Below are 20,445 nucleotides of genomic sequence, written 5' to 3' on the forward strand. Positions count from 1 at the left end.
GGCGCAAGACCCTAGCAGGCCTGCTCCCGAGGGAAAGCGGTTATGTCTACGCTTACGCGCTGGGCGCCTTGACCAGGCAATCCTGCCCCTGGCGTTTCAGCTCGGCGCACGCGCGCGACGCATCCGCCCGACTGCTGTAGCCCACCGCACGCAGACGCTTGACTTTGCCAGTGCCCACCAGCGCCTTGCGCGTGCCGCTGAGCGCTGGATTGCCCGAAAGCTTGTTCCACAGCCTGTCTGCGTTGCCAGCCACGCCGAACGCGCCCAGCTGCACCGCCCAGCCGCCACTCCTGGCGACCGGGGTGGCTGAGACGGCAGGAGGCGCCGCTGGCGCTTTGGCAAGGGTTTTCGCAAGGGTTTTGGCAGGCGCGGGCTGAGGAACTGGTGCCGGTTGCGGCGATGGCGGCGTCACAGGCTGCGCGAGAGCGGCGGGCGCCATGCCGCGCTGCTGCAGGTCGAGCGCGGCAAGCTGCGCGGCGCGGCGGCGACCCCCTTCCGCCTCGATCTCGCGCGCCATCACCTGCGCCATCTGGCGCTGTTTCATCGGGATGTAGGCGTCCATCTGCTCCAGCGCGCCGGTTGCTTGCGGGAGGCCCGCTCCTTGCGCAAGCGAGAGGAGCGCGTAGGCCTTCACCCAGTCCTTCTCGGCGTAGTCGGCGTTGAAATGCGCAAGACCCATCACGTATTGCGCGCGCGGGTCGCCGCGTTCCGAGGCGGCCCGGATAAGCGGCATGGCCCGCTCTGCCTGGCCCTGCTGAAACAGCAAGAGGCCATAATTGTCGGCGGCCTTGACGTGGCCCTTTTGCGCGGCCTCGGCGTACAGTTCGCGAGCGCGGTCGATATCCGCCGGCACGCCGCGACCGAGCCGATAGGCCTGGGCCAGATTGAACAGAGCATCGGCGTCTCCCGATTGGGCGGAGAGTTGCCATTCGCTGACCGCCGCCGCGAAGTCACCCTGCGTCCACGCGTCCACGCCGCGTTTTACATCGGCGCTCAGCGGAGCGGCGGAAATGGCGAAAAGCGCGGCGATCAATGCCGTTTGTGAACGGTAAGCCATGACGATCCGGTTCCTTGTTCTTCACTGCAATCGATCTCTGCTCCACCCCGGCGCGAACGCAGCGCGGGCGACCGAATGCGGGCAGTAAAGCCGATTATGGTAAACATGCGGTTAGCAACTCGTACCCAGCGAGCGGAGCAACGCACGGCGCGACCATTTAACGGGCGGCTGCTGTGGGCACCTTTACGAAATCCCATTTCATAACGCCGCCGCTGGCCCGCCTAAGGTTACTGGCGCATCGTCTTAACCTCGCGGACTTTTCCAGCCCGACACGGGTTCAACATTAACCCAAAATTAGGGGTAGTCTGCGATCCCCTCCTCATCCAGCCGCATCCACGCGGCGCAAGTTGGACTAACCCAGGGGGACGAAGGCTTTGCGTGTACTCGCTTTGGCATCGCAAAAAGGCGGATCGGGGAAAACGACCCTGTCCGGACACCTTGCTGTCCAGGCACAGCGCGCTGGCGCTGGCCCGGTCGTTTTAATTGATATCGACCCCCAGGGATCGCTGGCGGATTGGTGGAACGAGCGCGAGGAGGAGTATCCCGCCTTTGCGCAGACCACCGTCTCACGTCTGGCCAATGACCTCCAGGTTTTGCGCCAACAGGGCTTCAAGCTGGCGGTCATCGATACGCCGCCCGCCATTACAATGGCGATCCAATCGGTGATCAGCGTCGCCGAACTCATCGTCGTCCCGACCCGCCCGAGCCCGCACGACCTTCGCGCCGTGGGCGCGACCGTCGACCTGTGCGAGCGCGCCGGCAAGCCGCTGGTCTTCGTCGTGAACGCGGCGACACCCAAGGCGAAGATCACCTCTGAAGCCGCGGTTGCGCTTTCGCAGCATGGCACGGTGGCCCCGATTACCCTGCACCATCGCACAGACTTCGCCGCTTCGATGATCGATGGTCGCACCGTAATGGAGGTCGATCCGGAAAGCCGTTCGGCCGCAGAGATCACCGCGCTCTGGAAATATATCTCCGATCGCCTTGAAAAGAATTTCCGCCGCACCGTCTTTGCCGCGCCCAATGGCCAGGCGGCCAACGCCGGTGGCGCGCAGCGCCCCGGAGGCGGTTTCGGCCGCCGAGTGGCTCAGTAAACGGGCGCCGCGACTATGATGTCCGAAGCCAGTTTTGCCTCACTTGGCCCGACGTTACTCGCTCGCAAAGGCGGCGCGAAACCGGCCATGCGCCCGCAATTGACGCCGCTGCCCGGCGATCTATCGGAGATGGCGGCGCTGGCGGAAGAGCAGCTCGAGGACCTGGGCTGGAACGACATGGGTACCGATGTCGAGATCGATGCGACCCAGTCGCGCCAATCGCCGTCGCGCCAAGCAACGTCGAGCGAGGCCAACGCAGTTTCGGTCGAGCGTTCGGCCACACAAGACGACGAGGACGCGTACGACGAGGAAGAGGCGCATTTCGGCTCCGGGCCGCATCCCATCATCGATCCGGTAAGCAGCGCGGAGATCGTGCCGTTTGGCGGGCATGCTTCCAGCCGCACACCGGCGAACGAGGATTCGTTCGAAGTCGCCAGCCCCGTGGTTCGCAACCAGCAAAGGCGTCTTGCGCGCCGCATCCTGAGCGAATCTGAGGCAGATGGGCGAGAGATCGCGCGTTTGGCAGACCCCAAGAGCGCGTTGCTTCGAACCAAGACAAGCAAACCTCGCAAAGGAAAGGAAAAGGAAGGGGCCAAGAGCGCGCGCCGCGCTGCCTTCACCCTGCGCCTCGACACCGATCGCCACCTGAAACTGCGTCTTGCCGCGACCATGAACGGCGTGAGCGCGCAGTCGCTTGTTACCGAAGCTCTCGACGCGCTGCTCGACGGGATCGAAGATCTCGACACCCTCGCAGAGCGCATGAAACGCGAGTGACCAGCCTAGCCATTCGCCCACGCGATTTACTCCGTTTTGTCATCGCAATCTCGAACCTCACGCACTTTAACATCTAGGGGAAACGACATGGATCGCATCACCAAGAACCGCCAAAGCGGTCCGCACTTCGGACCCAAGCTGGCCCTTCTCGCCACCGCGGCCGTGGCAGCGGTCACGCTGACCGGCTGCACGACCGCTTCGGCTCCGCGCGCAGAAGTGTCGTTCAACAAGGCCCAGAAGGCGCTTGAGAAAGGCCAGTACGTCAAGGCAATCGATTACGCCGAAGCGGCTGTCCTCGCTGAGCCCCGCGACGCGGGCTACCGCGCGCTGCTGGGCGCGGCCTATCTTGATGCGGGCCGCTACAAGTCGGCCGCGACGAGCTTTGGTGAAGCGATTGAACTGGGTGACAAGGATCCGCGCACCGTATTGAGCTTCGCGCTTTCGAAGACCGCCATCGGCGAGGGCAAGGATGCGCTGGCCGCGCTGACCGCGGCCCAAGGCTCGATCAGCCCGGCTGACGCTGGCCTCGCTCTGGCGCTTGCCGGTGATCCGGAGCGCGGCGTGTTCGTCTTGACCAACGCGCTGCGGGCTGGCCAGAGCTCCGCAAAGGTTCGCCAGAATCTGGCGTACACCTATGCGCTTGCCGGCAACTGGCGGGCGGCCCGCGTGATGGCGGCTGAAGATGTACCGGCTGACAGGCTTGATGCGCGCCTTTCGGACTGGGCTTCCAAAGCGCGTCCCGAAGATCACATGGTCCGCGTTTCCGAACTGCTGGGCGTCGCGCCGATCAGCGACAGCGGTCGGCCCGCGCAACTCGCACTGGCCAACTTCCCGACCGCAGACGAAATGCTCGCTGATGCGAAAACCGCCTCGCCGGTTGACGCAGCGCCCGCGCAAGTGGCTGCAGCGCCGGGGACGGTATCGGTTCCGGCCAAGCCGACCGAGACTAAGACCGAGACAGCGGCCGTAACGCCCAAGCCAGTGGCGAAACCGGTCGCCAAACCCTCGCCAGCGCCGCGTGTAGCGGCCAAACCGGCCGTCCCGGCTGGTCCGTCATTCGTCTCGCGCCCCGTTACGCAGACACTGCCTGCGGCCCCCGCTTCCACAACGATCGCGGCGGCTCCCAAGGCAAAGGCTCCGACGCCGGCTCCGGCAAAGAAGAGCGTCGCGAAGAAGGCGCCAAAAGGCGACAGTCACATGGTGCAGCTTGGCAGCTATGTCAGCGAAGTCGAAGCGAAACGCGGCTGGACCAGTCTCAAAGCCAAGTTCCCGCAACTTGCCGCGCACGATGTCGTGATCACGAAAGCTGAGGTGAAGGGCAAGGTCTACTACCGTGTCGCCGCTGCCGGCTTTGGTCAGCAAGGCGCGGCGCAGATGTGCTCGACCGTCAAGGCGGCGGGGCGCGGCTGCTTCGCCTACGCCAAGACCAACCCGCCCAAAGGCGCCGTTGGAAAAGGCACCCGTATCGCTGCCGCGCGCTGAATTGGTAGGGCCGCACCGCGCGGTCCCACCAAGCGTTTGAGTTAGTCCAAAGTTCGGGCCGCCTCTTAGGCGGCCCGTTCTGTTTGGGACAACCGGGACTAGCGTTCGATGACGACACCGCCTTTGATCAGGGCGCGCACACGGCCCTGAGCGCCCTGACCATCGAAGGGGGTGTTATCCGCGGTCGCCGCCATCTTGGTGCGGTCGACGACCCAGGGCGCGTCCGGATCGACCAACGCGATATCCGCCTCGAAGCCTTCAACAAGCGCGCCCGCCGAAACACCCAACAGGCGCGCAGGATTGGTGGCCAGGTGCTCGAAGGCGCGCGCGCTGTCGATCACCCCGTCACGCACAAGGTTGAGCGTCATCGCCAGCAGCGTTTCAGCGCCCGCTACGCCCGGCTCTGCATCGGCGAAAGGCAAACGCTTGTCCTCGGGTCCGCGCGGGTCGTGCCCGCTCGCAATCACATCGACAACGCCCTCGCCGATGGCGTCACGCGCCGCCTGTCGGTCGGCTTCGCTGCGTAAAGGCGGCGAGACGCGGGCGAAAGTTCGAAAATCGGCGGTCGCGAGATCGCTCAGCATGAAATGCGCCGGCGTTATCCCGCAGGTGACGTTCACCCCGCGCTTTTTGGCCGCGCGCACTAGATCGAATCCCGCCGAAGTCGTCACCTGCCGGAAATGCACTCTCGCGCCGCTCATCTCGGCAAGCGCAATGTCGCGGGCCAGCGCGAGTGTCTCCGCCTCTGCCGGAGCGCTTGGCAAGCCGAGCCGCGTTGCGATCTCCCCCGCGCTCGCCGCCGCCTCGCCTGCAAGCCCCGCGTCTTCCGGGTGCGCGACGACAACCAGGTCAAGCATGGCCGCGTACTGAAGCATTCGCAGCATCAGCCCGGAATCGGCGATCCAGCGACGCCCGGTGGCCACTCCGCGCGCGCCCGCTTCCTTCATCAGCGCGATCTCGGCGAGTTCTTCGCCTTGTAGCGACCGTGTGGCGGCCGCGAGCGGGTGAACCCACAAGTCCGGCTTGCCGCTTTTGGCGATGTAATTGACCCGGCTCGGGTAATCGAGTGGCGGAGACTGGTCGGGCATCAGCGCGGCGCGTGTGATCCCGCCGAAATGAAAGGCCGGTTTGTCGACCGCAAACACGCCCAGATCGACAAGCCCCGGCGCGACCAGTTTTCCGCGCGCATCGATCACGGTATCCCCCTCGCCTGGCCGGACCTGCGGTCCAAGCGCCGCGATCAGCCCCCCTTCCAGCCGCACTGCGCCGTCGAGGTGCCCCTTCGGCGTCACCAATGTCCCGCCAGTGATCGTGAGAGGCGTCACTTGTTTCATGACCAGCCCTCCACACCGCGTCGCTCCCGCGTCAGCACATCAAGGCACGCCATCCGGATTGCGACACCCATCTCGACCTGCTGAGTGATGATCGAGCGATCGATCATGTCGGCCACTTCGCTGTCGATCTCGACCCCTCGGTTCATCGGTCCAGGGTGCATGACGAGCGCGTGCGAGGCCGCGTTTGCGAGGCGGCTTCTCGTCAGGCCGTAAAGGTGGTGGTATTCGCGCGCAGACGGGATGAAACGGCCGGCCATGCGCTCGGTCTGCAACCGGAGCATCATCACCACATCGACACCATCGAGCGCCGCATCGAAGTCGTAGAACGGCTCAACTCCCATGGCTTCGATCCCCGCAGGCATCAAAGCGGGCGGCGCGCATAACCGCACGCTCGCGCCCATCGCTTGCAGGCACAAGATGTTCGAACGGGCGACCCGGCTGTGCAGAATATCGCCGCAGATCGTGACGGTAAGCCCTGTAAAGTCCTCACTCGCATCGCCGCGACGTTTCAACGCCTCGCGAAGCGCCAAAGCGTCAAGCAGACCTTGCGTGGGATGTTCGTGGCTTCCATCCCCCGCGTTCACAACCGGGCAATCCACCTTTTGCGCGATCAGCTGCGGCGCGCCCGAGGAACCGTGGCGTATGACAATCGCATCGGGGCGCATCGCGCTCAACGTGATCGCGGTGTCGAGCAACGTCTCGCCCTTCTTGAGGCTCGACGTCGCCGCCGCCATGTTGACCACATCCGCGCCAAGCCGTTTGCCCGCGATCTCAAAACTCAAGAGGGTGCGGGTGGAATTTTCGAAGAACGCGTTGATGATGGTGCGTCCGGCAAGGATTTCGCGGCGCTTCTCTCCTTCGCGATTGAGCTTCACCCATTCTTCGGCGGCGGCCAGCAGAAAAAGGATTTCGTGCCGCTCCAGATGACCGATCCCGGTCAGATGCGCGTGCGGAAAAGCGAGGCGGCCAGCGGGAAAGCGACCGGGCTCGATCAAGGGTGTCGTCGATGTCATTAAGCCTGAGCCTCTAGTCGAGCCAGCAGACACGCTCAACCCGCCGTCTGCAAGGTTTCCCATGGCGTTTGCCCGCCGCGCTTCCTATGTCAGACCAACGCGCGGTCAACGCACGGCGCTGCATAGCAAGAAGGACAGGTATTTCATGGGTTTCGTCGGCAAGTTCTGGAAGGTTCTGGTGGGAGTGAAGGATGGCCTGGTCCTGCTCTTCATGCTGCTGTTTTTCGTAACCCTTTTTGCAGCGCTTTCCGCTTCGCCGAGCCCCGCCAAGGTGCGGGAGGGCGCGCTCTATATCGATCTCACCGGCTTCGTCGTCGAAGAGCGGGCGCCGATCGATCCATGGGGTGCACTCTTGAGCCGGTCCGCGCCGCCGACCCAGCATCAAGCAAGAGATGTCGTCCGCGCGCTTGACGCCGCCGTCGGCGATGACCGGATAAAGGCCGTCGTCATGGACCTTACAACCTTCGTGGGCGGCGGACAGGTGCACATGCAGGAGATCGCGGAGGCGATGGACCGGGTGCGCAAGGCCGACAAGCCCGTTCTCACCTACGCGCTGGGCTATGGCGATGACCATATGCACCTAGCCAGTCACGCCAGCGAGGTTTGGCTCGATCCACTTGGCGGAGCCACCATCCGCGGGCCCGGCGGCAGCTTCCTGTTCTACGCCGAGCTGCTGAAAAAGCTAAACGTGAACGCGCGCGTCTACCGCGTGGGCGAATTCAAGGCCGCCGTCGAACCCTATGTCCTCAATGCCATGTCGCCTCAGGCCCGAGAAAACATCGAAGGCCTTTATGGCGCGCTGTGGGAGGAGTGGAAGGCCAACGTGGCGAAAGGCCGCCCCGATCTCGATCTTGATGGGGTGACGCAAAATCCGCTCGAATGGATCGAGGCCAATGATGGCGATCTTGCCAAAGCGTCGCTCGCCGCCGGCCTTGTCGACACACTCGGAAACCGGGTCGAATTCGGCGAACGCGTCGCGGAGTTGGCGGGCGCGGATGAGTGGGACGAGAAACCCGGCAGCTACGCCAGCACGTCGCTCTCTGCGTTCCTTGCCGACCACCCGTCCAGCACCCAAGGCAAAGCCATTGCGGTGGTGACGGTTGCGGGAGGGATTGTCGATGGCAACGCTGGCCCTGGCACCGCGGGCGGCGACCGTATCGCTCGCATTCTCGACAAGGCGCTCAATAGCGATGTCGCGGGCCTTGTCGTGCGGGTGGATTCGCCCGGAGGGTCCGTGATCGCGTCCGAGGAAATCCGCCGCGCGATCGACCGCTACCGCGAAAAAGACCTGCCGGTGGCCGTCTCTTTTGCCAACGTCGCGGCGAGCGGTGGCTACTGGGTCGCAACAGCCGGAGATCACATCTTTGCCCAGCCCGAGACGATAACGGGCTCGATCGGTGTCTTCGCGATCCTCCCTACCTTTGAAGGGACAGCAAGCGAACTCGGCGTGAACGCGGATGCGATCCGAACGACGCCGCTCTCGGGCCAGCCCGACATTATCGATGGCCTGACACCCGAGGTTGAAGGGATCTTCCAAGCCTCGATCAATGACACCTACGCCGATTTTATCGAACGCGTTTCGCAAGCGCGCAGCATCCCGGGTGATGAGGTCGACCGCATCGCTCAGGGCCGGGTCTGGGATGGCGGCACGGCGCGCCAGATCAAACTGGTTGATCAGTTTGGCGGCCTGGAGGATGCGCTGGCTTGGGTCGCCGGGCAAGCCGGGCTGGAGGATGGCGGTTGGCATGCGAAATTCCTTGATGAGCCAGAAGAAGGCTTCGATGCGCTCATCCGTCAGCTGCTCTCCAACAACGTGGCGAAGAGCGAGACGAGGCAAGGGGGCGACATGTTCGCGCTCGCCGCGCAAAGCCGCAACCGGACGCTTGCGCGTCTGCTTGCCGATGCAGAGCGCCTCGGCGGCAGCCACGGCGTTCAGGCGTATTGTCTTGAGTGCCCGGCGATAGAACGTCCGCTCCCCGAGCCAGTGGCGAAATTGTCCACGCTCAAGGCGCTGCGCGCCTTGCTGGCAGATTAGGCCGAATACGAAGTCGACCTTCGGTCGATGGCGCGGCGCTGGCTCGGATCGGTACGAACAGGGCTTGCAAGAAGCGCCGCTGCGCAGTAGACGCGCGCCCCTGTCCATGCAGCCGACAACGCCGCTTTCATCGGACGGGCGCGTAGCTCAGTGGTAGAGCACACCCTTCACACGGGTGGGGTCGCAAGTTCAATCCTTGCCGCGCCCACCATCCTCTGCATCCGCTGTTTGACCCTTCGAGCGGTCACGATGATCTTATGGGGAGAGAATGGACAAGCCCCCTTGGGCGCGCTTATCTCCAAACCTCAGAAGCAAGTCAGGCAGGGAGATAGACAGCCATGACGATCGGAACGCGGATTTGGGCTGGGACGCTCTTGGCGCTAAGCGCGCTTGGGATGGCCGCCTGCGCGCAGCAGGGCGTAGCCACCGACGCCCTTGTTTCGGCAGACGCCGACGAGGCCAACTGGATCACCCACGGTCGCACCTATTCCGAACAGCGCTTCTCTCCGCTTCGATCTATCAACGCCGAGACGGTCGGCGATCTGGGCCTCGCCTGGTTTGCCGATATGGACACAGCGCGCGGACAGGAGGCGACCCCGCTGGTTATTGACGGCAAGCTCTACGTCACGACCGCCTGGAGCAAGGTCAAAGCCTATGACGCGGCCACCGGGCAGCCGCTGTGGGAGTACGACCCGCAAGTTCCGGGCGAAACGGGCGTCAAGGTGTGCTGCGACGTCGTCAATCGGGGTGTCGCGGCCTGGGGAGACGCGCTGTTCTTGGGCACGCTCGACGGGCGACTGGTGAAGCTCGATCGCGAGACCGGCGCGGTGGAGTGGGAGGTCGTCACCGTCGATCAGGATAGGGCCTATTCGATCACAGGCGCGCCGCGCGTCATCGATGGCAAGGTCATCATCGGCAATGGCGGCGCTGAGTTTGGCGTGCGCGGGTACATCGCGGCTTACGACGCACAGGATGGCAAGGAGCTGTGGCGCTTCTACACCGTGCCAGATGGCACCGAAGGCGACGAGGCTCCGCAGCACCTCAAGGCCGCCGCCGAGACCTGGAACATGGAAGCCCTTGCCAGCTCCGACGCCATCGGCGGGGGCGGCACGGTGTGGGATTCCATGGCGTACGATCCCGACCTCGACCTGCTCTATTTTGGCGTGGGCAATGGCAGCCCCTGGAACCGCGCCTATCGTTCGCCGGGCGAAGACGGGACCGGTGAAGGCGATAACCTCTACCTTTCCTCCATAGTCGCGGTGCGGCCGGACACCGGCGAATATGTCTGGCACTACCAGACCACGCCCGGCGAGACTTGGGACTACACCGCGACGCAGCACATCATTCTGGCCGATTTGGAGATCGAGGGAACCCAGCGCAAAGTCCTGATGCAGGCGCCCAAGAACGGGTTCTTCTACGTCCTCGACCGGGAGACCGGAGAGTTTATTTCAGCCCGGGAGTATATCCCGCAAAACTGGGCCAAGGGCATCGATGAGAACGGGCGCCCGATCTTCAACGAGGAGACACGCGTCGATGTTACGGGCAAGCCCGCTCTCGTCATGCCGGGGCCGCTGGGCGGTCACAACTGGCACCCGATGGCGTTCCACCCTGGAGAAGGGCTCGTCTACATTCCAGCCTTCGAAGCGGCGACAGTGTACGCGCCCGAAGCAGACTGGAAGCCCGACCGTGCGCGCGGGTTCAACGTCGGCTTTGATCTGGGGGCGGGGGATCTTCCACCCGATCTTGGCATCCGGCGCGAAGTCTATGGAACCGTGAAGGGCAAGCTGATGGCGTGGGATCCGGTCGCGCAGGAGCCACGCTGGGTGGTTGAGCACCCCGGCCCTTGGAATGGAGGCATTCTCGCAACCGCTGGCGGCCTCATCTTCCAGGGCAATTCGTCCAGCGAGTTCGCGGCTTATAACGCAGGCACGGGCGAGAAGGTCTGGAGCTTTGCCGCGCAAACCGGCGTGGTTGCCCCGCCGATGACGTATTCGGTCGAAGGCGAGCAGTACATTGCGGTTCTGGCAGGATGGGGCGGCGCTTACGCGATCACCGCCGATGGCCATCTGATCAACCATCAGGGACCGGTGCGCAACGTGTCGCGGTTGCTGGTCTTCAAGCTGGGCGGCGAGGCGCAGTTGCCCCCCGAGCGAGAACTTGTCAGCCTTCCGCTCGACCCGCCACCGAGCCGCGCGAGCGCCGAGACGATCGCCTTGGGCAAGGAAAAGTACGCCCGTTACTGCGCCGTGTGTCACGCGCCAGCGGCAGTGGGCTCAACCGAGCTTCCCGACCTGCGCCGCTCGGGCACATTGGGGAACGCGCAGTCGTGGAAGGCCGTGGTGTATGACGGTATCCTCAAGGACAACGGCATGGTCAGCTTTGCGCCATCGCTGACCGAGGAAGAGGTGCAGGCCATCCGGGCCTACGTCATCCAGCGGGCCAATGAGGACAAGGTTCTGGAAGCGGGCAAGGCCGTCGCCCTCTCGACAGCCCCTTGAAGGGCTGTCGAGAGAGTTTGGCGCGGCGCGTGTGCCCTACTCGGCCGAAGCGCTCGCTTCGCCCTCTTCGCTTTTGAGAAGTCCGAGCGAGGCCAGCATGTACTTCACGTCCGGGTCGCGCTCAGCGTAACTGCGGTAGACCACGTCGTAATCCATGGTTCCCCCGCGGCTGAGCACCTTTTCGCGCAGGCGCTTACCATTGGCGCGCGTCAGGCCGCCATTCTCCAGAATGTAGTTCCGGCTGTCATGGTCGAGCATCTGCGTCCACAAATAGCTGTAATAGCCTGAGGAATAGCCTGTGGGGCTCGAGAAGATGTGGTTGAAGTAGGTGCTGCGATAGCGCGGCGGGACGTTCTCAACCTCAAGGCCCAGTTCTGACAGCGCCTGGGTCTCGAAAGCCGTGACCTTTTCCGGCGTATCGATGGCGGCGGCCTCCTCAGCTGAGAGCGAGTGCCATTTCATGTCGAGCAACGCCGCTTCCATCACTTCGCCAAAGTCATACCCCTGATTGAACTGGAAGGCCGCTTCGATCCGATCGAGGAGTTCGAGCGGCATCGTTTCGCCGGTCTCGTAGTGCTTAGCGTAGTTCTGCAGCACAGCGGGCTGCTTTTGCCACATCTCGTGCACCTGCGCGGGGTACTCGACAAAATCGCGCGGTGTCGCAGTGCCAGACAAGCTCGGGTACTTCTGTTCGGCAAACATTCCATGAAGGCCATGGCCGAATTCGTGGAAGGCGGTTTGCACCCAGTCCCAACTGATGAACTGGGTCTCACCCTCAGCCGCCTTTGGCACGTTGAGCGTGTTGAGGATCACCGGTTTTTCATCGTTGAGGTAGTTTTGCGGCACAAAACTGCTCATCCACGCGCCGCCACGCTTGGAGGGACGCTGGAACGGGTCGAAGTAAAACAGCGCAAGCTCTGAGCCGTCGGCGTCGAAGATGGTGTAGACCCAAACGTCAGGGTGGTAGGTCGGGATGTCGTCGCGACGCTCGAAAGTAAGGCCATACATCTGATTGGCCATGTAGAAGACACCGTCCTCAAGAACGCGCTCTAACTCGAGATATTCGGTGACTTCGGCTTCGCTGAAATTGTAGCGCTCCTCGCGGACCTTGTTGGCGTATCGATACCAATCCCAAGGCTGGACGGTGAAGTCTTCGCCACTCTCTGCAATCGCCTCGTTCAGGACCGCCGCCTCGCGCCGCTGCGTCTGCGCAAGCGCCGGGACCATCTGTTCCATGAACTCCAGAGCCAGCTCCGGAGTGTCGGCCATGTTGCCCTGCATGATGTAGCTTGCCCAGTTGGGCTTACCGAACAGCGAAGCCTTCTCCGCGCGCAAAGCCGCAATCTTCGCGACCAGCATTCGAGTGTCGTATTCCGGATCGGTGCCGTCCGCTCGCTGATAGCTCAGCTTGAAGAATGTCTCACGCACGGCGCGGTTCTCAAGCTCGGGCAAAAGCGGCTGTTGCGTAGTATTCTGAAGGGCAATCGCGTACTTTCCCTCCATGCCCATCTCCGTCGCAAGCGCCGCTGCGGCGTCGATCTGCGTTTGCGAAAGACCGGCAAGCTCCTCGGCAGTATCGACCAGAAGCGGCTGCGCGTTCGTCGCGTTGCGCACCATCTGGCTGAACTCGGTGGTCAGCGTTGAAAGCTCGGTGTTGATCGTCTTTACCCGCTCTCGCTCTTCAGCCGAAAGCTCAGCGCCGGCTTTGACCATATCCTCGTAGGTCTTCTCGAGCAGCTTTGCGCTTTCGGGGTCGAGCGAAAGCGTCTCTCGCTGCTCGTAGACGGCCTTTACGCGCGCGAAAAGTCCCGGGTTGAGCGTGATGGACGAGTAATGCGCGGAGCGCTTGGGGCTGATCTCACGATTGATCTCGTCGAGCCGTTCGGTGGTGTTGGCGCTGGTCAACTGGCCAAAAACACGCGACACCCGGCTCAGCATCCGGCCCGAGCTTTCATAGGCCACGATTGTGTTTTCGAACGTTGCGGCGTCCGGGTTATCTACGATCGCCTGAATCTCGGCCTTCTGGACCGCCATGCCTTGCTCGAAGGCTGGCATGAAGTCGTCTTCGGTGATCTTGGAAAAGTCGGGTGCCTTGAAAGGGAGCGCGCTTTCCGCAGCGAAGTACCCACTCCCGTTTTGAGTGGACGTCTTGTCAACGTGCGTTGTCGCGTTGGAAGGGATCTGTTCCGCTCTGGCGTGTGCAGTCCAACCTGCAACGAGGGCGAATGCGGAAACGGTGAAGAGAGCTGGGGCGAGCGACCGGCTGGTCCTTGTCTTGATAGTCATGCGCGCGCTTTTGCCGACTTGGCGCCGAAGGTCAACGCGCGATCCGGTGACCACACCAGATCGCTCGATTAACGCCGATCAGGCCTCTGAGGTGGTCGCGGATGTCGAGCCTTCGTGCGCCGCGACCTGCGCCACGACGGCGTCGAGCGTTGCATCGAAACACGAAAAATCGCGAGGGCGCGAAAGGTCGAAGACGGGCACCGTCTGCAAGACATTCAAGATCATGCGAAAGGCCGCTTCTTCAAGTCCGAGAGCCGGCACGAGTTCCTGACGATAAAGGTTGCTGCGCAATTCGCGCAAGGCCTCGGGAGACGCGAGAGGGCGACAGTCTACGCCTTCGCGCTCATCGTCGAATCTCAAGCGAAACACCCCTGCAAGTGTGGCTTCGTGCACAACCCTGTCCGGTTCGAAGGGGACGTGAAACTTGTCCATGTCCTGATGCAGTCGGGCGAGCGGAGAGGTCCGAATGGCGAGGTGATCGGCCGCGTCCTGCCACAGTTTCATGCGCGGAAAAGAAGGGGTTACGCTCACGCTTCTGATCCGCTCGCTAGCGCCCCCCGGATCAAACACAACCACATCATCGCTCATGAAGCCGAAGCCGCGTTCGACCAGGGCCGCAGTGAGCGTAGACTTCCCCGCACCGCTCGGACCAGTCAGGGCAAAGCCGAGCCCATTCCTCGTCACAAGCCCACAGTGGAACGGAAAACGTCCACACAAGTACGTCCATGCGCCAAAGCCGGACCCAGTGAGATAAAGGCGAGCCTCGCGCTCACGCTTCGCATCAAGGACATCGACCTCGATCAGCTCCTCGCTCGCCACTCGAATGCGAACGATGCCTTCAATGTCGAGGTCGACCACGCCGTCTCGAACGCGAAAGAATCCGGCGTTGCGCTCTTCGCGAGGCACGGGAGGCAGCGAACGGCGCCGGATGGTCAGATCGGGCACGATCGACTCGCTTCCAGCCTCCTTGCAAACGGTTTCGAATTCCGGAAGCGCGAGCTCAGACCCGACAACGCGTCCAAAAGCGCGGAAAAGGTGCATGCTGGAACTTAAACCTGACACTCGACGAATACCGAACCGCGCGAAGGGAGCGAGTTGCGAATCCGAATGGAGTGCCCTACGCCCCGGCAAAGAGGGTCTTAAGGGACAAGAACCGTGTTGGTGAAGCGAAATCCGCGCGTATTGGCCAGCGCACTTCCAGATGGGAACACCGCGCTGCTCGTTGTTGAAACGGGCCGCTACGTAACCTTTGACGAGACCGCTACGGCCATTTGGCAACGGATCGAGCAACCGATCTCTTTCAACGATCTGATTGCTTCGCTGATGGCCGAATACGATGTTTCGAATGATGTTCTGCAAAGCGACGTGAGAAACGCACTCCATGCCCTCGAAGACAAGCAAGTGCTGACGCTTACAGAATAGGCGTGGACGACCGGGATCGCTGCGAGGGCCTATTGCAGGCAATGTCTGACTGGCCAGGTGTTTCGTGTCGGCTCGCATCGGGCGGCGCATCACGCTTTTGGGTTGCGCATAAATGAGCGGGATTGGCGCCGTATTTCACCGCGATGCGCGTCCCGTCGAGCGCGAGAGTCTGGAGCGCATGTCGCGCTCGCTCGCCATGTATGGCCCCGAGAAACGTGTGGTGAGGCCCGAGGGGGAAATCGGGTTCGCCTACACGCATTTCACGAATACGCCCGAGGCACGGCTCGCCGCGCAACCGCTTGTTTCGCCGACCGGGCGCTACACTTTCCTGTTGGACGGAAGGATCGACAACCGCGCCGACCTGGCCGAAGCGCTCATAATAAGTCCTGCTACCCTCGCACGGATGAGCGACGCGGCCTTGGCGCTTGAAGCCTGGCAGAAATGGGGCGCTGATGGCCTGACCCGCTGGATCGGCGAGTTCGCCGCGATCATCTGGGACCGCGATGCGCGCGCCGTGAACCTTGTGCGCGATCCCTTCGGGCGCCGACCGCTGTATTACAACGTGACCGACAGACGGCTTGCGGTGGCCTCCATGCCCAAGGGGCTGCACGCGCTTGGCGACATTTCGCGCGAGTTGGACACAAAGCGACTGACAGATGCGCTCACCCAGTACGACGCGGACCTGACCCGAAGCTATTACCGCGAGGTCAGTCTGGTCGCGCCCGCGACGATAACGACCGTGTCGCGCGACCGGATTGCGCACACGCGTTACTATTCGCTCAGGGATAACATCGCACCGTTCCGCCACGCTCGCGACGAGGATTATCTGGAAGAGGCCCGCGAGTTATTCGACACCGCGATGAGCGCTTGTCTGCGCTCCCCTGGTCCCATTGGATCGCACCTTAGCGGCGGTATGGATTCCTCTTTCGTAGCCGCGCACGCGGCGCAGCGCCTTGCCGAGACAAACGAGCGGCTTTCGACCTATACATGGGTGCCGGTCGATGGCTTTACGGCGAAGGCGCGGTCTCAGATGTGCTACGACGAATCCCCGGCCGCGCGGGCGATGGCGCAGATGTACAATAACATCGATATCAATCTGATCGGACGGGATGGTCCGAGCCTTTACGACGGACTAAGCGAGTACATCCTCGCGGCCGAAAGCCTCCTTCGCAACGGGCTTAACGTCTCGCTTGTCATGGCGAGCGCACGAAAGGCACGCGAAGATGGCGTCAGGGTGATGCTCAACGGACAGAACGGCAACATAACCCTTTCCTATAACGGGGTCGCCGCGCCGTATGAGCTGCTGCGCAAGGGCCGACTGGTGGCCATGCTGCGGGACATCAGCCGGCACGCCCGACCATCCGATCAGTGGCGCAACCTGCTGGTGAGCGTTCTGCCTCGACGACTGGTGGAGGCCGTTCGAACGGTCAAGAGCCCGGGCAACACCGCCGAAAGCAAGCTCCTTCGCGAAAGCGCCGCCACACCTGACGCCACGCTGGGTCGTAACATCATGGCGCGCGCGCGCAGCATGGGCTTTGAGATGGGTCGACATCCTCCCAAGAGCGATGACGAGCATTGGATGACCTACCTTGAGAACTATCTCGCCCCCGTCGAGGCGAACGCGTTGGCGGCCATGCCCGCGCTGTTTGGCCATGAATTGCGCGACCCCTTTATGGACCGCCGGATTATTGAGTGGCGCTTTGGCGTGCCGGCCACACAGTTCCGGCGCGACGGTAAGCCGCGCTTTCTGATGCGAAGGCTGATCGATGGACAAGTCCCCGACATGATCCGCGATCAGACGCTTGGGCGCGGAGTGCAATCGGCCGATTGGCTTGAGCGCCTTACGCCCGATCTGGCGCGGATCAAACGCGAGCTTGAGATCGCCTCGGGACTTCAGAGCCTCAACACGATCATCGACGCGCCAAAGATCAGCGGCCTGCTTGAAACCTTCCCGACCGATGCGAGCGAACTCGATACCGTAAAACGGAAGGCTTACGCTTCCCTCATACCGATTGCGGCGAGCATGTCGGCTTTCGCGATTGATCAGGCGGGCGTGAATTACGGTGAGCTGGGGGACGATTGACGCTTGCGATCCAAGCACATGAAACCTTAAAATCTGAGCGTTACCAGAAGGCTAGGAGGCTGGTTTGAATGTGGTCAATGCGAGCGCGCGCCGCGTTCGCACCTGCAAAACCGAGTTGCATTCGGGGAAATAGCCGCTATTACGTTTCTGATACACGGAGACAGAGATGCTCGAACGTAAAAAGACATGGACGAAGCCGTCGATTGAGGAGTTCAAGATTGAAGAGCTCACTCAAAACGGTGGTGATGGCCCGGACGATGGCAGCGGCGCCAAGGATGATGCCCTGATTTCGTAGTCAGTGCGTAAGCAGCGCCGGTGACCATACGGCAGCTGCAGAACGAACCTGAGACCTTCGGCAAGGCACGATCTCATACTGGTCGTGCCTTTTTTCCTGTCCGGACGTACAGCGGCGGAATGATACTCGAGAAACTGCGACGCTGGTCTAAGGAGCACCCTGGCGAGCGAGCTGTCTCCTACTACAAGACGAGTTCCTCAGACCCCGAAAGCCTGACGTGGCGCGAGCTTTGGGAGACTGTCGCGGAGCTTGGCACAGCCTTGTCGCGGGAATTTGAGCCTGGCGCGCTATTGCTCCTCGCTTTTCCGCAAGGTCTTGAGTTTTACGCCTGCCAATTGGCGTCCCACTACGCGGGCTGTGTTCCGATCCCGACCTCCTTGCCAACCGACGCAAGCGGCGCCGAGCGGCTTCGCGGTGTTATCGCTGACAGCCAGAGCGCAGGGCTGTTGTGCCTTGAAAAGCACCTCAGCGATTTCGGCAAGCTCGGCGACACGATCGACATCGTCAGCTTTGAAGAACTCGATGCGCGGCGCGTGGTGGAACCAGCGCCACCCTTTGCGACCAGTAAGAAGGATCTCGCCTTCATTCAGTACACATCGGGTTCGGTCAGCGCGCCCAAGGGCGTGGTGGTCACGCACGGGAACCTCGATACGAATTTGCGCATGATGTCGGAAGAGCACCACGCGGGTGGAGAGACTTTCGTCAGCTGGGTCCCGCATTTCCACGACATGGGCCTGATCGGAAACTTCTACATGAGCGTGCACTTGAAGATTCCGCTCCATCTGATGCCCGCTGAAGCGTTTGTGCGCCGTCCTCTGAGCTGGCTGCGCCTTATGGCGCGCGTCCAGGGGACCCATACCACTGCGCCGCATTCCGCCCTTGGCCTGTGCACCCGCCTGGCCCACACGTTGAGGCCGGGCGAAATCGATTTGTCTTCGACGCGGCTGATCGTCGACTCCTCCGAGCCGATCGATTGGAAGGGCGTGGAAGAGTTCGAAGCCGCATTCGCTCCGTTCGGCTTGCCGCGCGGGACTGTCGTGCCGCACTATGGCCTGGCCGAATGCACAGTGATGGTCAGCTACCCGACCGATGACCGTCCGCGATATATCGATGTGGACCGGGAATCTTTGACCAAAGGTGAAATCACGCTGTGCTCAGACCCGGACCAGGCTCAGCGCATCGCGAATTGCGGACGTGGTCAGATCGATTGCGAGTTCGCGATCGTCGAGCCCCAAACCTCTCAGCGCCTGCCCGCAGATCGTGTAGGCGAAGTCTGGATAACGGGGTCGCATGTGGCGCAAGGCTATTGGCAGCGCCCCGAAGAATCCGCGCAAGCCTTCGGCCAGGAGATAGCCGGTGAAGCGTCGGGCAAGCGCTATGTGCGCTCGGGCGACTTTGGCTTCGTGCACGATGGTGACCTCTACATCACCGGGCGGATGAAGGACGTGATCATTGTGCGTGGCCGGAATTTCCACGCGCGGGACATCGAGCTTCTGGCTGAAACGGCGTCACCGCTCGTGCGCGAGGGACGCGTGGTGGCCATCCCGCTTACGCATAAGGGACAGGAAACTTTCGGCCTACTGGCTGAGGTTGCCGGCAGCTTTGACTATCGTTTGCATGCGTTCGACTTTGTGTCCGCCTTTACCAGCGCGCTCCGCGACCAATTTGGTTTATCACCCTATAGGATTGCGCTGGTGCGCCGAAATTCCCTGCCGCGCACGACCAGTGGCAAGATCCGCCGTCCCAGCGCGGCCCAGCTCTACCACGCGGGCGGCCTCAACTCGCTGTTCGAATATGAGATGCCGCGCTTCACCTCCTCCTCTGGCGACGCATCGGCGTTCCCGGGCATCGGCGATCGCGACGCCTTGCGCGCGTGGCTGGAAGTGCGCGTTCTTGAGCATGCGGGCGTGGCTTCGATTAAAGAGGATGAAGACCTCTTCGCGCTCGGCGTCGACTCGCTGTCCATGACCAACGTCCTGCTCGAAATCGAGGACGCAAGCGGTCGATCCCTTCTGCAGGAAGAGTTCTACGCGGTCCCTACTCTTCGTACCCTAGTGGGTTTGCTGAGCGATGGGGTCGGGCAGCAGGGTGGACCACCAGAGCCATCATCGCCGTCCACAAGCAAGAGCACGCCGACAAAAGATCAGAAAGAGAAATCGCTCAAGGAACGGCTTGTCTGGCGGCTGCGCGATCACGGTCCGATAGCCGGTTCCTGGGAAATGCCGTATGAAATGGGGTCGCGATTGCTCGATCGAGTGGCAGGGACCAAAGCCTTCTACCATCGCGCCATGCGTCCGTTGTCAAAGGCGCTCGATGCACTGCTGGAGGAGAACGACTACGCAGACCCAGACGCGATCCGGCGCGAAGTCTCCCGCGCCTACACCTGGGTGATCTGGCGCGAGAGAGTGCTTGGCGACCCAGAGCTCTTTGCCAAGTATGTAACGATCCTCGGCCTTGAGCGCATCGCGCGGGCGCGAGAGGGCGGCTACGGCATTGTCCTTGGGGTTGTGACGTCGCGTTTGCAGGGCCTCTACAAATACGTGCCCGAATTGACCGAAAAGCCGTTCGGCGTAATCGGCAATCAGACCGCTGAGCGCATGGAATTCTACGGCATGGGTGCTGTGGCCCGGAGCACCGGCGCGCGAGGCATCGAATACGTCCCATCCGCCCGCGTCGCGCAAATCCACAACGCGCATCGTATCCTGCGCCAAGGCGGCACGGTCGGCGTCTTTATGGACAACATCGAAGGCGTAGGCGGCATCACCGTGCCTTTCTTCGGGCGCCGGCGCCCCGTGCGCCCGGGCCTTGCCGAGCTGGCGCTCGACACACGATCCGTGATCATCCCGGCCGATCAACGGTTGCACGACGAAGGCCGCATCACAATCGAGTTTCACGCGCCGTTCGTTGCAAAGGGCCGCACCCGCGAGGAACAACTCCTCAGTCTTATGCTTCAGCAAGCCGAAGCGCTTGAGCGCGTTTGGCGGACAGCTCCTGGGCAGCTCAACGCGGAAGCCCTGCGCCGCCAGCAGAGCCTGCCGCGCGTTTAAGAACCACGCCGCTTGATCGGTGTGC

The 20,445-nt window shown here is 62.5% G+C and carries 14 protein-coding genes and 1 tRNA gene; 10 read left to right on the forward strand and 5 right to left on the reverse strand.

The features are described from left to right. Positions 1 to 52: 52 nt before the first annotated feature. Complete coding sequence (locus tag QNI87_RS10315; protein WP_300596153.1) at positions 53 to 1,057, reverse strand: SPOR domain-containing protein; 1,005 nt, start codon at positions 1,055 to 1,057, stop codon at positions 53 to 55. Between the two features lie 374 nt (positions 1,058 to 1,431). Between QNI87_RS10315 and QNI87_RS10320 the strand changes: the two genes are divergently transcribed. The 3 genes from QNI87_RS10320 to QNI87_RS10330 all read left to right on the forward strand — a co-directional run bounded on the left by QNI87_RS10320 (position 1,432) and on the right by QNI87_RS10330 (position 4,407). Next, the gene (locus tag QNI87_RS10320; protein WP_300596155.1) at positions 1,432 to 2,151 is read left to right on the forward strand and encodes a ParA family protein; all 720 of its coding nucleotides are present in this window, start codon (positions 1,432 to 1,434) and stop codon (positions 2,149 to 2,151) included. A gap of 15 nt (positions 2,152 to 2,166) precedes the next feature. Continuing rightward, complete coding sequence (locus QNI87_RS10325) at positions 2,167 to 2,925, forward strand: hypothetical protein (protein WP_300596157.1); 759 nt, start codon at positions 2,167 to 2,169, stop codon at positions 2,923 to 2,925. Between the two features lie 87 nt (positions 2,926 to 3,012). Continuing rightward, positions 3,013 to 4,407 (forward strand): SPOR domain-containing protein, encoded by a 1,395-nt coding sequence (locus QNI87_RS10330; protein ID WP_300596159.1) that lies wholly within the window; start codon positions 3,013 to 3,015, stop codon positions 4,405 to 4,407. A gap of 98 nt (positions 4,408 to 4,505) precedes the next feature. Here QNI87_RS10330 and QNI87_RS10335 read toward each other — a convergent pair whose 3' ends face one another. Both QNI87_RS10335 and QNI87_RS10340 read right to left on the reverse strand, forming a co-directional pair. Next, positions 4,506 to 5,741, reverse strand: a complete 1,236-nt coding sequence (locus QNI87_RS10335; RefSeq protein ID WP_300596161.1) for a dihydroorotase — start codon at positions 5,739 to 5,741, stop codon at positions 4,506 to 4,508. Then, positions 5,738 to 6,754, reverse strand: a complete 1,017-nt coding sequence (locus QNI87_RS10340) for an aspartate carbamoyltransferase catalytic subunit (RefSeq protein WP_300596163.1) — start codon at positions 6,752 to 6,754, stop codon at positions 5,738 to 5,740. The genes QNI87_RS10335 and QNI87_RS10340 overlap by 4 nt, the downstream gene beginning before the upstream one ends. A 145-nt stretch (positions 6,755 to 6,899) precedes the next feature. Here QNI87_RS10340 and sppA point away from each other — a divergent pair, with 145 nt between their 5' ends. From sppA to QNI87_RS10355, 3 genes are all read left to right on the forward strand, one after another. Further along, a complete protein-coding gene (sppA, locus tag QNI87_RS10345) occupies positions 6,900 to 8,789 on the forward strand; it encodes a signal peptide peptidase SppA (protein WP_300596166.1) in 1,890 nt (629 codons plus the stop codon). A 136-nt stretch (positions 8,790 to 8,925) separates the two neighbouring features. After that, a tRNA-Val gene (locus QNI87_RS10350) sits at positions 8,926 to 9,000 on the forward strand. 127 nt (positions 9,001 to 9,127) lie between these two features. Beyond that, positions 9,128 to 11,287: a PQQ-dependent dehydrogenase, methanol/ethanol family gene (locus QNI87_RS10355; RefSeq protein WP_300596168.1), complete on the forward strand. Its 2,160-nt coding sequence runs from the start codon at positions 9,128 to 9,130 to the stop codon at positions 11,285 to 11,287. A gap of 36 nt (positions 11,288 to 11,323) precedes the next feature. Here the strand turns inward: QNI87_RS10355 and QNI87_RS10360 are convergent, their stop codons facing one another. Both QNI87_RS10360 and QNI87_RS10365 read right to left on the reverse strand, forming a co-directional pair. Next, the gene (locus QNI87_RS10360; RefSeq protein ID WP_300596170.1) at positions 11,324 to 13,573 is read right to left on the reverse strand and encodes a M3 family metallopeptidase; all 2,250 of its coding nucleotides are present in this window, start codon (positions 13,571 to 13,573) and stop codon (positions 11,324 to 11,326) included. A 78-nt stretch (positions 13,574 to 13,651) separates the two neighbouring features. Beyond that, positions 13,652 to 14,518 (reverse strand): hypothetical protein, encoded by an 867-nt coding sequence (locus QNI87_RS10365; RefSeq protein WP_300596172.1) that lies wholly within the window; start codon positions 14,516 to 14,518, stop codon positions 13,652 to 13,654. A 210-nt stretch (positions 14,519 to 14,728) separates the two neighbouring features. On the opposite strand from QNI87_RS10365, the gene QNI87_RS10370 reads away from it, so the two are divergent. The 4 genes from QNI87_RS10370 to QNI87_RS10385 all read left to right on the forward strand — a co-directional run bounded on the left by QNI87_RS10370 (position 14,729) and on the right by QNI87_RS10385 (position 20,420). Continuing rightward, on the forward strand, positions 14,729 to 14,995 hold the full coding sequence (locus QNI87_RS10370; RefSeq protein ID WP_300596174.1) for a PqqD family protein: 267 nt from the start codon (positions 14,729 to 14,731) through the stop codon (positions 14,993 to 14,995). Between the two features lie 112 nt (positions 14,996 to 15,107). Then, positions 15,108 to 17,078: an asparagine synthase-related protein gene (locus tag QNI87_RS10375; RefSeq protein WP_300596176.1), complete on the forward strand. Its 1,971-nt coding sequence runs from the start codon at positions 15,108 to 15,110 to the stop codon at positions 17,076 to 17,078. 166 nt (positions 17,079 to 17,244) lie between these two features. Continuing rightward, positions 17,245 to 17,373 carry a hypothetical protein gene (locus QNI87_RS10380; RefSeq protein ID WP_300596178.1) on the forward strand — a complete coding sequence of 43 codons (129 nt, stop codon included), beginning with the start codon at positions 17,245 to 17,247 and terminating at the stop codon, positions 17,371 to 17,373. A gap of 119 nt (positions 17,374 to 17,492) precedes the next feature. Then, positions 17,493 to 20,420 (forward strand): AMP-binding protein, encoded by a 2,928-nt coding sequence (locus QNI87_RS10385; protein WP_300596180.1) that lies wholly within the window; start codon positions 17,493 to 17,495, stop codon positions 20,418 to 20,420. Positions 20,421 to 20,445 lie beyond the last annotated feature (25 nt).

Origin of the sequence: Erythrobacter sp., assembly GCF_030066995.1 — a bacterium.
Classification (GTDB): domain Bacteria; phylum Pseudomonadota; class Alphaproteobacteria; order Sphingomonadales; family Sphingomonadaceae; genus Erythrobacter.

Bases quoted from the DNA above. Each gene is read 5' to 3' on its own strand.
- QNI87_RS10315 (WP_300596153.1), bottom strand. From the start codon at position 1,057: ATGGCTTACCGTTCACAAACGGCATTGATCGCCGCGCTTTTCGCCATT.
- QNI87_RS10325 (WP_300596157.1), top strand. From the start codon at position 2,167: ATGATGTCCGAAGCCAGTTTTGCCTCACTTGGCCCGACGTTACTCGCT.
- QNI87_RS10330 (WP_300596159.1), top strand. From the start codon at position 3,013: ATGGATCGCATCACCAAGAACCGCCAAAGCGGTCCGCACTTCGGACCC.
- QNI87_RS10335 (WP_300596161.1), bottom strand. From the start codon at position 5,741: ATGAAACAAGTGACGCCTCTCACGATCACTGGCGGGACATTGGTGACG.
- QNI87_RS10340 (WP_300596163.1), bottom strand. From the start codon at position 6,754: ATGACATCGACGACACCCTTGATCGAGCCCGGTCGCTTTCCCGCTGGC.
- sppA (WP_300596166.1), top strand. From the start codon at position 6,900: ATGGGTTTCGTCGGCAAGTTCTGGAAGGTTCTGGTGGGAGTGAAGGAT.
- QNI87_RS10355 (WP_300596168.1), top strand. From the start codon at position 9,128: ATGACGATCGGAACGCGGATTTGGGCTGGGACGCTCTTGGCGCTAAGC.
- QNI87_RS10360 (WP_300596170.1), bottom strand. From the start codon at position 13,573: ATGACTATCAAGACAAGGACCAGCCGGTCGCTCGCCCCAGCTCTCTTC.
- QNI87_RS10375 (WP_300596176.1), top strand. From the start codon at position 15,108: ATGAGCGGGATTGGCGCCGTATTTCACCGCGATGCGCGTCCCGTCGAG.
- QNI87_RS10380 (WP_300596178.1), top strand. From the start codon at position 17,245: ATGCTCGAACGTAAAAAGACATGGACGAAGCCGTCGATTGAGGAGTTC.
- QNI87_RS10385 (WP_300596180.1), top strand. From the start codon at position 17,493: ATGATACTCGAGAAACTGCGACGCTGGTCTAAGGAGCACCCTGGCGAG.